At 67.3% G+C, this 14,354-nt stretch carries 12 protein-coding genes and 1 riboswitch; of the genes, 5 read left to right on the top strand and 7 right to left on the bottom strand.

Annotation, left to right across the window (positions count from 1 at the left end; genetic code table 11):
* Positions 1-1,206 carry a lipid-transfer protein gene (locus F5X71_RS05325; protein WP_167460917.1) on the bottom strand — a complete coding sequence of 402 codons (1,206 nt, stop codon included), beginning with the start codon at positions 1,204-1,206 and terminating at the stop codon, positions 1-3.
* Between the two features lie 391 nt (positions 1,207-1,597).
* On the opposite strand from F5X71_RS05325, the gene F5X71_RS05320 reads away from it, so the two are divergent.
* Entirely contained in the window at positions 1,598-3,250 is a 1,653-nt protein-coding gene (locus F5X71_RS05320) for a purine-cytosine permease family protein (protein ID WP_238815727.1), read from the top strand.
* Positions 3,251-3,312: 62 nt separating this feature from the next.
* On the opposite strand, the gene F5X71_RS05315 is transcribed toward F5X71_RS05320, so the two are convergent.
* The 4 genes from F5X71_RS05315 to F5X71_RS05300 all read right to left on the bottom strand — a co-directional run bounded on the left by F5X71_RS05315 (position 3,313) and on the right by F5X71_RS05300 (position 8,571).
* Entirely contained in the window at positions 3,313-3,957 is a 645-nt protein-coding gene (locus F5X71_RS05315; RefSeq protein ID WP_167460916.1) for a TetR/AcrR family transcriptional regulator, read from the bottom strand.
* Positions 3,958-3,992: 35 nt separating this feature from the next.
* On the bottom strand, positions 3,993-5,159 hold the full coding sequence (locus tag F5X71_RS05310; protein ID WP_167466233.1) for an MFS transporter: 1,167 nt from the start codon (positions 5,157-5,159) through the stop codon (positions 3,993-3,995).
* Positions 5,160-5,551: 392 nt separating this feature from the next.
* A complete protein-coding gene (locus F5X71_RS05305) occupies positions 5,552-6,769 on the bottom strand; it encodes an NADP-dependent isocitrate dehydrogenase (protein ID WP_167460915.1) in 1,218 nt (405 codons plus the stop codon).
* Between the two features lie 305 nt (positions 6,770-7,074).
* The gene (locus F5X71_RS05300; protein WP_167460914.1) at positions 7,075-8,571 is read right to left on the bottom strand and encodes an MFS transporter; all 1,497 of its coding nucleotides are present in this window, start codon (positions 8,569-8,571) and stop codon (positions 7,075-7,077) included.
* Between the two features lie 129 nt (positions 8,572-8,700).
* Between F5X71_RS05300 and F5X71_RS05295 the strand changes: the two genes are divergently transcribed.
* The 3 genes from F5X71_RS05295 (at position 8,701) to metX (ending at position 12,115) form a co-directional block, all read left to right on the top strand.
* The gene (locus F5X71_RS05295; RefSeq protein WP_167460913.1) at positions 8,701-9,384 is read left to right on the top strand and encodes a TetR family transcriptional regulator; all 684 of its coding nucleotides are present in this window, start codon (positions 8,701-8,703) and stop codon (positions 9,382-9,384) included.
* A 41-nt stretch (positions 9,385-9,425) separates the two neighbouring features.
* A riboswitch (SAM riboswitch) is annotated at positions 9,426-9,536 on the top strand.
* Between the two features lie 93 nt (positions 9,537-9,629).
* A complete protein-coding gene (locus F5X71_RS05290) occupies positions 9,630-10,958 on the top strand; it encodes a bifunctional o-acetylhomoserine/o-acetylserine sulfhydrylase (protein ID WP_167460912.1) in 1,329 nt (442 codons plus the stop codon).
* Positions 10,955-12,115 (top strand): homoserine O-acetyltransferase MetX, encoded by a 1,161-nt coding sequence (metX, locus tag F5X71_RS05285; protein ID WP_428981451.1) that lies wholly within the window; start codon positions 10,955-10,957, stop codon positions 12,113-12,115. Before F5X71_RS05290 ends, metX begins: the two co-directional genes overlap by 4 nt.
* A 13-nt stretch (positions 12,116-12,128) precedes the next feature.
* On the opposite strand, the gene F5X71_RS05280 is transcribed toward metX, so the two are convergent.
* On the bottom strand, positions 12,129-12,791 hold the full coding sequence (locus F5X71_RS05280) for a TetR/AcrR family transcriptional regulator (protein WP_167460911.1): 663 nt from the start codon (positions 12,789-12,791) through the stop codon (positions 12,129-12,131).
* A gap of 164 nt (positions 12,792-12,955) precedes the next feature.
* Here F5X71_RS05280 and F5X71_RS05275 point away from each other — a divergent pair, with 164 nt between their 5' ends.
* Positions 12,956-13,915: an oxygenase MpaB family protein gene (locus F5X71_RS05275; RefSeq protein WP_167460910.1), complete on the top strand. Its 960-nt coding sequence runs from the start codon at positions 12,956-12,958 to the stop codon at positions 13,913-13,915.
* Between the two features lie 64 nt (positions 13,916-13,979).
* On the opposite strand, the gene F5X71_RS05270 is transcribed toward F5X71_RS05275, so the two are convergent.
* Positions 13,980-14,279, bottom strand: a complete 300-nt coding sequence (locus F5X71_RS05270; protein ID WP_167460909.1) for a DUF3017 domain-containing protein — start codon at positions 14,277-14,279, stop codon at positions 13,980-13,982.
* Positions 14,280-14,354: the final 75 nt, after the last annotated feature.

Here is a 14,354-nt window from a genome sequence, read left to right as displayed (position 1 = left end):
TCAGCGGTCGGCACGCTGATAGGCGGTGACCACCGCCGCGCCGCCGAGGCCGATGTTGTGTTGCAGCGCGGCGGTGACCCCGTCGACCTGCCGCTTGTCCGCGGTGCCACGCAGCTGCCAGGTGAGTTCGGAGCACTGCGCCAAACCCGTTGCGCCCAAAGGGTGTCCCTTGGAGATCAGGCCACCGGAGGGGTTCACCACCCACTTGCCGCCGTAGGTGGTCAGGTTGTCGTCGATCAGCTTTCCGGCTTCACCCTCGCCGCAGAGGCCGAGCGCCTCGTAGGTGAGCAGTTCGTTGGCCGAGAAGCAGTCGTGCAACTCGATGACCTGGAAGTCCTCGGCGCCGAGTCCGGCCTGCTCGTAGACCTTGCGTGCCGCCTGCACGGTCATGTCGTAGCCGACGAGGTTCTTGGCGGTCTCGTCGAAGGTGGACTTGAAGTCGGTGGTCATCGCCTGCCCGACGATCTCCACCGCCTGGCCGGCCAGGTTGTGCTTGTCCACGAACGCCTCGCTGGCCAGGATCACCGCGCCGGACCCGTCGGAGGTCGGCGAGCACTGCAGCTTGGTAAGCGGGTCGTAGATCATCCGCGCGCCGCGGATGTCGTCCATCGAGTACTCGTCCTGGAACTGCGAGTACGGGTTGTTCACCGAGTGCTTGTGGTTCTTGTAGCCGATCTTGGCGAAGTGCTCGGCGGTGGTGCCGTACTGCTTCATGTGCTCGCGACCCGCCGCGCCGAACATCCACGGCGCCACCGGGAACAGCACCTCGGAGATCTCGGCGAGCGCCATGATGTGGCGCGCCATCGGCTGCTCACGGTCGTCCCAGGTGGAGCCGAGCGAACCCGGCTGCATCTTCTCGAAACCCAGCGCCAGCGTGCATTCGGCCAGTCCGCCCCGAATCGCCTGCGCCGCAAGGTAGAGCGCGGTCGAACCGGTCGAACAGTTGTTGTTGACATTCACCACCGGGACGCCGGTCATGCCGAGTTCGTAGACCGCGCGCTGACCGGAGGTCGATTCGCCGTACACGTAGCCGACGTAGGCCTGCTCCACCAGGTCGTAGGCGATGCCCGCGTCGGCGAGCGCCTTGGTCCCCGACTCCCTGGCCATGTCCGGGTAGTCCCAGTCGGTGCCGTCTTCGTTCTTGCGGCGGCCCGGCTTTTCGAACTTCGTCATGCCGACGCCGACGACGTAAACCTTGTTCGCCATCGAACTCCTCAGATAGTGCCCGTCCCGGCGACCCGCCGGGTGCCGCCCGCGGACGACGCTGACCGATCCGTCCGGACCGAACTGGAAACAAACATACAGAGATGTATGTAAGTACGCAAGAGTTTCCCCGGTACCCACGGTTCCGCCTATCGATTGGCCAGCGGTTAGCCCAGGATCTGCGACATACCGTCGGAGGTGTATGTATTCCCAGTTCGCGCTGGTGCATGACCGCCGCCACCTGGCACCCAACCTCCGCCGCGCCGGTCGCTGTGATGTGACTCACCGCCCCGGCGGCCGTAACAGCCGCGTAATGGATCGGAAATTCAGCGTCCACAACCGTGTACGACCGTCGAGAGGTTGTTGATCGAAGTGGCGGGGATGAGGAGAAAAAGTGGTCGAGCTCGATACCCGATCGTCGAATTCCGACGGGATCGCCGCAGCCAAAGAAACACTCGAGGACTACACCCTGCGGTTCGCGCCACGGAGTTACCGGAAATGGAGCCCGGCCGTTGTCGGCATCTCCGCCCTCGGTGGCATCGCCTACCTGGCCGATTTCGCGATCGGCGCGAACATCGGCATCGCCAACGGCACCGGGAACGCGTTGCTCGGTATCGCGCTGTTCGCCGTTGTGGTGATGCTGACCGGATTTCCACTGGCCTATTACGCGGCGCGCTACAACATCGACCTCGATTTGATCACCCGCGGTAGCGGATTCGGTTACTACGGGTCGGTCGTCACCAATATCGTGTTCGCCTCGTTCACCTTCATCTTCTTCGCGCTGGAGGGGTCGATCATGGCCCAGGGGCTCGAGCTCGGCCTCGGCGTGCCGCTGTGGCTGGGGTATCTGGCCTCGACGCTGATCATCTTCCCGCTGGTCATCTACGGCATGAACACGCTGGCCAAGCTGCAGGTGTGGACGACGCCGCTCTGGCTGCTGCTGATGGTGCTGCCGTTCGGGTTCCTGCTGGTGCGCCACCCCGACTCGGTGTCCTCGTTCTTCGCCTACGGCGGCGAGAACGGTTCCGGCGTCAGCTTTTCCGGCACGCTGCTGGCCGCCGGGGTGTGCCTTTCACTGATCGCGCAGATCGCCGAGCAGATCGACTACCTGCGCTTCATGCCGCCGCGCACGCCGGACAACGCCCGCCGGTGGTGGACCTGGATGCTGCTCGCCGGCCCCGGCTGGGTGGTCTTCGGCGCGCTCAAGCAGGTGGTCGGGCTGTTCCTCGCGGTGTACCTGATCGCGAATGTGCCTGCCGCGCAGGGCATCGCGAACCAGCCGGTGCACCAGTTCCTGGAGATCTACCGCGACATGGTGCCGGGCTGGCTGGCTATGACACTGGCCGTGGTGCTCGTCGTGATCAGCCAGATCAAGATCAACGTGACCAACGCCTACTCCGGCTCCCTCGCCTGGACCAACTCCTACACCCGAGTCACCAAGACCTACCCGGGCAGGCTGATCTTCCTCGGCGTGAACCTGGTGATCGCGTTGATTCTGATGGAAGCCAACATGTTCGACTTCCTCAATAACATCCTCGGCTTCTATGCCAACTGCGGCATCGCGTGGATCGTCACCGTCGCAACGGATATCGCGGTCAACAAGTACCTGCTGAAGATCTCACCGAAGCAGCCGGAGTTCCGTCGCGGCATGCTGTACGACTTCAACCCGGTCGGGCTGGTCGGCTTCGGACTCTCGGCGGTGCTGTCGATCATGACGTTCTTCGGCCTGTTCGGTGACCTGCTCAAGCCGTACTCCCCCATCGTCGCGGTGCTGGTCTCGTTCGTCGCCACCCCGCTGACCGCGATCGCCACCAAGGGCAAGTACTACCTGCGGCGCAGCGACGACGGCATCGATCTGCCGATGTTCGACGAGCACGGTAACCCGTCCGGGGAAACCCTCACCTGCCACGTCACCGGCCTGGAGTTCGAGCGCCCCGACATGATCGCCTCGGCCACCCCCGGCCCCGAGGGCGAGATCCAGTACATCAGCTCCCTGGCCCTGTCCACCGACAAACCCGGCCACCACCTCCTGCCCCGCCAACACTGACCGTCCCGTCGAGCGGGACGAGACCGAACGGCCCCGCGCCGCACCGGTTCTCGTCCCGCGGTTCAGTCGGGGGTGCGGACGCCGGCCAGGGCGGCCGCGGCGACGTCGTGCAGGTGGGCGGTGGCGCGACGCCAACGGCGGCGGGCACGTTCGTTGTCGGGGTCGATGAAGTTGGAGACGAGGATGCCGCGCAGGGCGTCCATCGCGGTGTAGATGAAGTCGCGGGCTTCCTTGCGGCGGATCTCGTCGGGGACGAAGCGGGCCACGGCCATCAGGACGGCGTTGTTGACGAAAGGCTCGACCTTCTCCATCGCGGCGGCGAGCACGGGATCGGTGCGACCCGCCACCCACAGTTCCACGGTGGCGATGAACAGCGGGCCCTGGTGCAGCTCCCAGAGAAACTCCAGGGCCGCACCGACCGGGTCGTCGCCGCGCTCGACCCTGGCCATCTCGCGCATCGCGGTCTCGGCGCGCAGCTGCGCGAGATGGCTGATCGCGGCGACCACCAGATCGGTCTTGGACCCGAAGTGATGCACCTGCGCGCCGCGGGTGACGCCCGCTCGCTCGGCGACCCGGGGCGTGGTGGTACCGGCATAGCCGTACTCGACCAGACAGTCGATGGTCGCGTCGAGCAACCGCGTGCGCATCTCGGTGCTGCGTTGCTCCTGGGTGCGGCGCTGCGGCTTCGCGACTTCGATCCTGGCCATCCGATGATTCTACACTTACATACAGCTCTGTATGTTCAAGCGATCAGCGCGGCGGCCGCGACCAGGCGCGCGTCGCGCCGGGCCGACCAGACGGTGACGGCGAACAGCAGCACGCCGACCACGGCCAGTCCCGCGCCGACCATGGCGGGCGCGGTATACCCGAGCCTCGCCGCGATCACCGCGCCGCCGAGCCAGGCGCCCGCGGCGTTGGCGATGTTCAGCGCGGCGTGGTTCAGCGCGGCGGCCAGCGTCTGCGCCTCGTGCGCCACGTCCATCAGCCTGGTCTGCAGGCCGGGGGCGAGCGCGGCGCCGCTCACGCCGACCAGGAACGCCCCGATCGCCGCGGTGTACGGGTTGTGCGCCGCCGCAACGAATCCGGCGAGGATGACGGCCATGCCGATCATGGCGAAGTAGATCGCGCGGTCCACGCCGCGGTCGGCGAGCACGCCGCCGACGATATTGCCGACCACCATGCCGACGCCGAACAGCATCAGCACCAGCGGAACCAGACCCGCGGACATGCCCGCGACGCCGGTGAGGGTGGTGGTGATGTAGGTGTAGACGGCGAACATGCCGCCGAAGCCGATCGCGCCGACCAGCAGGGTCAGCAACACCTGCGGACGACGCAGCGCGCCGAGTTCGGTAACGGGGTTGGTCATCGTGATGCCGGTGAGTTCCGGGACGAACTTGATGAGGGCGGCGACCGTGGCCAGCCCGATGACGGCGACCACCACGTAGGCGTCGCGCCAGCCGAGATGCTGACCGAGCCAGGTCGCGGCGGGAACGCCGACAACATTGGCGGCGCTCAGCCCCAGCATAACCGCGGCAACCGCCTTCGCGCGCTGCCCGACCGGGGCGAGGGTGGCGGCGGCGAGCGAGGCGACGCCGAAGTACGCGCCGTGCGGCAGGCCGGAGACGAACCGGGCGGCCACCAGCGTGCCAAAGCTCGGCGCGAGCACGGTCGCCACGTTGCCCAGCGTGAACGCCGCCATCAACGCGATCAGCAATCTCTTGCGGGACACCCGCGCGCACAGCGCGGCGATGACCGGCGCACCGATCACCACGCCGAGCGCGTACGCGGACACGGCGTGTCCCGCCGTTGGTTCGGTGACGCCCATGGCGTGGGCGATATTGGGCAACAGCCCCATGGTGACGAATTCTGTTGTGCCGATGCCGAATCCGCCGAGCGCCAGCGCGAGCATGGCCGGAATATGCCAGTTCGTCCGCTCAGCCTCGGGGCGTGCGGTTACCTGGGTGGCGAGTGGGGTGGTCACGTATTCATGAAACGCCTCCCGCGACGGTTTCGCTTCCCGAGTAAACGTGAGTTGAAACACCTTTAGGCACAGAAAACATGCAGGTCAGAAGGAAAAATCGCCCAATAGGGACGCCGCGGCCATTCGACCTGGCAATTTTCGTTCGGAAACACTCGCGTACCCCGATGCGACTCCCGGCGCTGTACGCGATGCTGCGCGCCCGCCCGGTCTCGGCCTGACCCGGGAAACAATCCGGGCACCCGTACCACCGAGTGGTGCGGGTGCCCGTGCGGTCCCTCCCCGGCGCCGGATTCACTTCCAGCGCCGGGACATTCACCTGATCAGCGCAGTGCGCGGGCCAGGTTGGCGTCCAGCGCGCCGAGGAACTCCTCGGTGCTCAGGTAGCCCTGATCGCCACCGACCAGCAGCGCGAGGTCCTTGGTCATCTGACCACCCTCGACGGTCTTGATGACGACGTCCTCGAGGGTCTGCGAGAAGCCGATCACCTCGGGGGTGTTGTCCAGCTTGCCGCGATGCTCGAGGCCGCGCGTCCAGGCGAAGATCGACGCGATCGGGTTGGTCGAGGTCGGCTTGCCCTGCTGGTGCTGGCGGTAGTGCCGGGTGACGGTGCCGTGCGCGGCCTCGGCCTCACAGGTCCTGCCGTCCGGGGTCAGCAGCACCGAGGTCATCAGGCCGAGCGAACCGAAGCCCTGGGCCACGGTGTCGGACTGCACGTCGCCGTCGTAGTTCTTACAGGCCCAGACGTAGCCGCCCTCCCACTTCATGGAGGAGGCGACCATGTCGTCGATGAGGCGGTGCTCGTAGGTCAGGCCCGCCGCGTCGAACTGGGTCTTGAACTCGGCGTCGAAGACATCCTGGAACGTGTCCTTGAACATGCCGTCGTAGGCCTTGAGGATGGTGTTCTTCGTGGAGAGGTACACCGGGTAGTTCTGCTGCAGGCCGTAGTTGAACGACGCCCGCGCGAAATCGATGATCGAGTTCTTGAAGTTGTACATGCCCATGACGACGCCGCCCTCGTCCGGCATCTTCACGACCTCGTGCTGGATCGGCTCGCTGCCGTCCTCCGGCGTGAAAGTCACGGTGACCGTGCCCGCCTGGTACACCTTGAAATCGGTGGCGCGGTACTGATCACCGAACGCGTGGCGGCCGATGATGATCGGCTTGGTCCAACCGGGGACCAGACGCGGCACGTTGGAGATGATGATCGGGGCGCGGAAGATGGTGCCGCCGAGGATGTTGCGGATGGTGCCGTTGGGCGAGCGCCACATCTTCTTCAGCCCGAATTCCTTGACGCGAGCCTCGTCCGGGGTGATGGTGGCGCACTTGACGCCGACGCCGTGGCGCTTGATCGCCTCGGCGGCGTCGATGGTGACCTGGTCGTCTGTCTTGTCCCGGTACTCGATGCCCAGGTCGTAGTACTCGAGGTTCACATCGAGATACGGGTGGATCAGCTTGTCCTTGATGAACTGCCAGATGATCCGGGTCATCTCGTCGCCGTCGAGTTCGACGACGGTGCCTTCAACCTTGATCTTGGACATGGATCTTCGTGTCCTCCTAGGATGGTGCCCTCATTGCACGGCCAGGCGAACACGCTTGTGAGCGGACCCCAGCTGTTCCAACAGACAACGTATATGCCCCGCGTTGTCCGCGAGACGTGTGGTGCAAACAAGACAAGCGTACTGCTGCCGCCGTTCACGGTGTGCGGGCAGCCCCCCGAGTGAGAAACCCCACGAACTTACTGACTGGTAGGTCAGAGCGCAATTCGCAGGTCGCCCGCCGCACCCACGATAGGTCCGCGGATCGCCGGGTGGCGATCCGCGGACCTGGTTCGTTATCCAGATGATCAGACCCCGACGTGCACCGGCCGGGCCGCGTCGTCGGCGCCCTCGATCAGGGTGGCCGGCCGGTCCCGGATCATCAGCCAGATCACCGGGATAGCCGCGAGGAAGAACCCGGCACCGACATAGAAGGCCACGTCGTAGCTGTGGATCGAGGCGCGAGCGACCAGGTTGTCCAGCGTGGCATGGCTCTCGGCGTAGCTCTTGGCCGTCTGCACCGAGATGGTGGTCAGCAGCGCGGTCCCGACCGCGCCGCCCACCTGCTGCGCCGCGTTCAGCAGCGCGCTGGCCACGCCCGAGTCGGCCTCCTCGACCTGATGCAGTGCGACGGTCTGCATGCCGACGAACAGCGGACCCATGCCGAGCGCGATCAGCAACTGCGCGGGCAGCACGCTGGTCGCGTAGCCGTCCCCGAAACCGAGCTGGGCCAGCCACACCAGGCCGAGCACGCCGAGCACCGCACCGGCCACCATCAGCGGCCGCGGGCCGAGCTTGGGCAGCAGCGCGCTGGTCACGCCCGCGGAGATCGCGATACCCGCCGGGAACGGCAGGAACGCGAACCCGGCCTTCAGCGAGGAGTAGCCGAGCGTGATCTGGAAGTAGTAGCTCAGGAACAGGAACATCGCGAACATGGCGATCGGCACGAGCAGCGCCGCGAGGAACGCGCCGCCCCGGTTGATCTCACCCGGGATATGCAGCGGCAGCAGCGGATTCGCCGAGCGCCGCTCGATGGCGACGAACGCGATCAGCAGCGCGGCACCGGCGACGAGCAGGCCGAGCGTGCTACCGGCCAGCCAGCCGTCGTCGGCGGCCCGGCTGAAGCCGTAGACGATCGCGATCAGGCCAAGGGTCACGGTGACGGCGCCGGGCACGTCGTAGCCGCCGGTCCGCGGCGTCGGCACGTCCCTGACCACCCAGGCCAGCGCGCCGACCAGGGCGAGCAGCGCGATCGGGGTGTTCACCAGCAGGCACCAGCGCCACGAGGCGTACTCGGTGAGCGCGCCACCGGCGATCAGCCCGAGCGCCGCACCGCCCGCGGAGATGCCCGCGAACAGGCCGAAGGCCTTGGCCCGCTCGCCCGGTTCGGTGAAGGTCACCGAGAGCAATGAGAGCGCGGCCGGCGCGAGCAACGCCGCGAACGCGCCCTGCAGGGCCCGTCCGGCGAACATCTCGGCCCCGTTCTGTGCGAGACCGGCAAGTGCCGACGCGGCGGCGAAACCGACCAGGCCGATGATGAAGATCCGCCGTCGGCCGAGGTAGTCGGCCAGTCGGCCGCCGAGCAACAGCAGGCCGCCGAAGATCAGCGTGTAGGCCGTGAGCATCCACTGCTTGTTGCCGTCGCTGATGCCGAGATCCTGCTGCGCGAAGGGCAGCGAGATCGTCACGATCGTGGCGTCGAGCACCACCATGAGCTGGGCCAGCGCGATCACGCCGAGGGCGAACCAGCGCGCTGAACTGCCTTGTCTTTCCGAAACTGCTACCGCTGCCGCGGGGTCGGTCACTGTCTTCTCCTCATCTCAAAGTCGAGCAATCCTGACATGTAGCGACATTTGTCGTCAATAGAAAAATGTCGCACTGCGACAGTTGTCCGTTAATGACACAATCTGGCCCGATTGCGATAGCATGGCGGCATGCTCGAGTCACCGACGCCGCCGAGTACGCACGCCAACCCGGGCCTGCGCGAGCGCAAGAAGCAGCAGACTCGGCTGCGCATCATCGAGGTCGGCCTGAACCTGTGCGACACACAGGGATTCGACGCGACCACGATCGAGCAGATCGCCAACGCGGCCGACATCTCGCCGCGCACGATCAACCGATACTTCGAGAGCAAGGAAGACATCGTCCTCGGGCCGGTGACCGACTTCGGCGCGGCCGTGGCGCAGGCACTGCGCGAACAGCCGCGCACCGGCAACGAACTGCACGCGCTGCGTGCAGCCTTCCTTAAGGTCATCGACCGCGCCGCGACGAACGACAGCACCGACCCGGTGACCTTCCGGCAGTTCCAGCAGATGCGCCGGATCATCCGCAGCAGCGCGTCGGTCGGCATGCGCAGCATCGACCACGCCGAGACCAAGAACGTCGCGATCGCGCAGGTGCTCGCCGAGCGACTCGACACCACGCCCGACGCGCTGCCGGTGCGGCTCATCCTCGGCGTGTGGCAGCTGATCGGTCACCTCGGCATGGAATGCCAGGAGACCGCCTTCGACGACGACGATCTCGAGGCGGCGGCAGCGGCCGGCCGTACCGCCTTCACCACGACATTCGATGAGTTCATGCGGGCGTGCTGCGCCACGGAGGGCGCCGCCGACCGATGAGGTTGCGGCGGGCTCGGCGGCGCCGGTTATGATCAGTTTCAGGTCATGAGTACCAGCGCCAAGCCCCGGCTCGCTGGTCGGCAACCCTCCAGCAGCGGTGGGGTGCTCCGGGTGATGACCGGGCTCTCGAAGGTCGAGAGCAAGCGCGCTTCCAGGAGGTTCCCGAAATGTGTTGTTGTTCTTCGCCGGTATCCCGATAACCGAGCAGTTCTGGCGAGCAACCTTTTCTTTGGAGCAAAACCGATATGACTGACCCCACCGTGTCCGAGGTCGATCCGAGCCAGTGGTCCTTCGAGACCAAGCAGGTGCACGCGGGCCAGGCGCCCGACGACAGCACCGGCGCCCGTGCTCTGCCGATCTACCAGACCACCTCGTACGCCTTCCGCGACACCGACCACGCCGCGGCGCTGTTCGGCCTGGCCGAACCCGGCAACATCTACACCCGGATCATGAACCCCACCCAGGACGTGGTGGAGCAGCGCATCGCCGCACTGGAGGGCGGTGTCGCGGCGCTGCTGCTGGCCTCCGGGCAGGCCGCGGAGACCTTCGCGATCCTGAACCTGGCCGCGGCGGGCGATCATCTGGTGTCCAGCCCGCACCTGTACGGCGGCACCTACAATCTGTTCCACTACACGCTGCCCAAGCTCGGCATCGAGGTGTCCTTCGTCGAGGACCCCGACGACCTGGACCAGTGGCGCGCGGCGATCCGCCCGAACACCAAGGCGTTCTACGGCGAGACCATCGCCAACCCGAGCAGCGCGATCTTCGACATCCCCGGCATCGCGGCCATCGCGCACGCGGCCGGACTGCCGCTCATCGTGGACAACACGGTGGCCACGCCGTACTTGATCCAGCCGCTGGCGCACGGCGCCGACATCGTGGTGCACTCGGCGACGAAGTACCTCGGCGGACACGGCGCCGCGGTGGCCGGTGTCATCGTCGACGGCGGCACCTTCGACTGGACCGTCACCGACGCGCAAGGACAGTCCCGCTTCCCCGGCTTCACCACACCCGACCCGAGCTACCACGGCGCGGTCTTCGCCGACCTCGGCGCACCCGCGTTCGCACTCAAAGCACGCGTGCAACTGCTGCGCGACCTCGGCGCGGCCATCTCGCCGTTCAACGCGTTCCTGATCAGCCAGGGCATCGAGACGCTGAGCCTGCGGGTCGAGCGGCACGTGGCCAACGCCACCGCGGTCGCCGAATTCCTGCAGACGCACCCCGACGTGCTCTCGGTCAGCTACGCCGGTCTGCCCACCTCACCCTGGTACGAACGGGCGCGGCAACTGGCGCCCAAGGGCGCGGGCGCGATCGTCGCGTTCGAGCTGCGCGGGGGTGTCGACGCGGGCAAGAAGTTCGTGGACGGATTAGCCCTGCACAGCCATGTGGCTAACATCGGAGATGTGCGTTCTCTCGTGATCCACCCCGCGTCGACCACACATTCGCAGCTCACGCCGGACGAGCAACTGCTCGCGGGCGTCACTCCGGGACTGGTCCGGCTGGCGGTGGGCATCGAGGGGATCGATGACATCCTCGCCGATCTGCGCGCCGGCTTCACGGCGGCGGCGACGTGACGGTGGGTACCGAACCGAGTTCCCTGCGTTCGTCCGGGGTGGCCCTGCCGCCGCCGGACGGACGGCTCGGGATCATCCCGGTCGGTGACATCGAACTGGAGAGCGGCGCGGTCATCCCACAGGTGCATCTCGCGGTGCAGCGCTGGGGCGAGCTCTCCCCCGAGCTGGACAATGTGGTGCTGGTCGAGCACGCACTCACCGGCGACTCCCACGTGGTCGGCTTCCCGGACGACATCCATCCGCTGCCCGGCTGGTGGGACGGCATGGTCGGACCGGGCTGTCCGCTCGACACCGACGAGTGGTGCGTCATCGCGACGAACGTGCTCGGCGGCTGCAAGGGCAGCACCGGCCCGTCGACCCTGGCTCCCGACGGAAAGCCTTGGGGCGCACGGTTTCCTGAGATCTCCATCCGCGATCAGGTGGCGGCCGAGGCGGCGCTGATGGATCGGCTCGGCATCACCCGGCTGGCCGCCGTCGTCGGCGGTTCGATGGGCGGCATGCGCGTGCTGGAGTGGATGGTCGGCAGCCCCGACCGAGTCGGCGCGGCACTGGTGCTCGCCGTCGGCGCCCGCGCCACCGCCGATCAGATCGGCACCCAGACCACCCAGATCGCCGCGATCAAGGCCGATCCGGACTGGCAGGGCGGCGACTACCACGACACCGATCGCGCGCCGATGACCGGCATGGGCATCGCCCGGCGCATCGCGCACCTCACCTATCGCACCGAGGACGAGCTCGATCACCGCTTCGAGAACAGCGCGCAGGGCGACGAAGATCCTTGGCGCGGTGGACGTTACGCGGTGCAGAGCTACCTGGACCATCAGGCGGGCAAACTGTGCAGCCGGTTCGACCCGGCCACCTACGTGCTGCTCACCGAGGCGATGAACCGGCACGACATCGGCCGTGGCCGCGGCGGCATCGCGGCGGCGCTGGCCGCGACGCCGGTGCCGTGCGTGGTCGGCGGCGTCGACTCCGACCGGTTGTATCCGTTGCGCACGCAGCAGGAACTCGCCGAAGGACTGCCGGGCTGCGACGGCCTGGAGGTCGTGCACTCCAGGGACGGACACGACGGCTTCCTCACCGAGGCGGCGGCGGTGGCGAAGCTGCTGACCGAGACGGTGCGGCTGGCCAGGCAGGCTCGTCAGACCACCAACTGAGGCGCGAAAACCGCTATGCCCCGGCCTGTTCCGGGGGCGCACCGACGAGCAGCCGGACGATGGCGTGCACGAACCCCTGGATCCGTTCGCGCGGGTACTCCTCCGGTTCGCTGACCGCCAGCCTGCCGAGCATCTCGGCGACCTGGAGCAGCGAGTTGGTGAGCAGCGCGGAATCCACACCCGCCCACCGCGGTTCGAGCGCGGTACCGATCCGCACCAGCGCCTCGGCCTGCTCGAAGATGCCGGCGCGCGAATTCCGCAGTGCCTCACGGTATTCGTCGGGCGCGTTGCCCGGTCCGGCGAGGATCAAGCGCCAGCGGGTCGGATTCTCCAGTGCCACACCGACAAACGCCTCGACCGTGGCCGAGGCCGCGACCACCGGGTCGGCGCCGATCAGATCGGTCGGCAGGGTCGCGGCGACCTGTTCCAGGCCGCGCTCGCGTTCCCGTTCCAGCAGTGCGGCAACGAGTTCGGCACGGGTCTTGAAGACGGTGTAGAGCACCGGCTTGCCGACGCCCGCCTCCTGTGCCACCGCCTCCATGTTCAGCTCGTGCAGTTCCATCCTGCCCAGCACCGTGAACGCTGCGTCGAGCAACTGCGCCCTGCGCTGCTCCGGCGGCAGGCGCGGGGCATAGCGGCGACGCGGCCGCTGCGCCGCGCTACGCGATGTGGTCACTGCCGCCTCACCTCCATGCGCTCCATCCTGACAGCATCGGCCCACGGGCGGGGAATCCCGCCGGTCACAAATGCTACGCCCCCGTTGTATTCGTCACACGCAATTGCTACGGTTGCGTTGTATTCACCCCATCGTCCGGGGCGATCACCGCAAAGGAGCACGTGATGCACTTCGATCCGACCACCCTGCGCCGGGACGACTACGGGTTCTTCGGCCCCGATTCGCCCAGCTGGAAGATCTGGACCGCGCCCACCGCGGTGATCGGCTTCCAGCGGGCGGTGGTGCTCGAGCACTTCGACCCGTTCCTCACCGCCGCCGTCGCCGACTCGCGTGGCATCTACAGCGACCCACGCAAACGGCTCGACCACACGTTCTCCTACTTCCTGATCGCCGCCATCGCCGACGGACGCACCGCCATCCAGGCGGCCGAACACCTCATGCAGGTGCACGCCCCCATGACCGGCATCGAGCCGATCAGCGGCAACCGGTACAGCGCGAACAGCCCCGAGACCCAGCTGTGGATCCACATCACCGGCTGGCACTCGGTGCTCAAGGCCTACGAGGTGTTCGGCCCCGGCCCGCTCACCCCCGAGGAGGAGACGCGGTTCTGGCACGAGTGCGCCATCGCGGCCGAACTGCAGACCTGCAAGCCGCAGGACGTGCCGCGCTCACGCGAGGAGGTGCGCGCCTACTTCGACCGGGTGCGCCCGCGCCTGTGCACCTCCGAACGCGCCGAGGAGGGCATGCACCACCTGCTGTGGACCTCGCCGCGCAACGGCGCCGGGCTCTCGTATGCCATTGGGAGCAGGCTGCTTTCGCTGGCCTCGGTGGCGACGCTGCCGAAGTGGATGCGCAAGCTCGGCCGGTTCGATCGCTGGGGCATCATCGATCTCGCGGTGCGGATTCCCGCGAAGGTGCTGGTGTGGAGCTTCAGTCGGTTCAATTCGTTCGGACTGCTCGCGGCGGCGCCCTTCATCGCGCCGATGGCGGGACAGATCTTGAAGGAGCACCTCAACGCGGCGCCGCCGACCCGGCTCGAGACCGTCACCCCGGCGCAGGCCCGCGCACTGCACGGCAACCGCGGCGCGCGGCCCACGCCGGAATTGGTCCCGGAATCGGCCTGACCGGAAGGCATTTCCCGGGATCCGCCCGCCGCGTCGAGGGGTGCGGTGCGGCGGATCAGCGCACTCAGGCGACGCCGAGAGTGTTGATCGTCGCGGCGATGAAGACGATGGACGAGCCGAGCAAGGTCAGCGCGCCCACGTCGAAAGGCTTGCTGCGCACCGCGAGCAGGCCGACCCGCGCGGTCGGCAGGCACAGCCGGAACGCGGCGGCCAGCAGCGTGGCCCCGCCGAAGAACAGGGCGCCCCTGCGCCACCGATCCTGGGCGACGAACACGATCGCCACCAGAATGACCAGCGTGACGAGCACGAGCGGCAGGTGGCAGCGCAGGAACTGGGAACCGAAGCCACCTGTCCCCTGATCCACACTCGAACTCTCGACACCAGTCACCCCCCGATTCTTACAGACCTGACCCCGCCCGCGTCGCCCCGCGCCCGTCGG

Source organism: Nocardia brasiliensis (assembly GCF_011801125.1).
Taxonomy (GTDB): domain Bacteria; phylum Actinomycetota; class Actinomycetes; order Mycobacteriales; family Mycobacteriaceae; genus Nocardia; species Nocardia brasiliensis_C.
The sequence above is the reverse complement of the archived record's forward strand: the minus strand, read 5'-3'. Positions and strand labels throughout refer to the sequence as shown.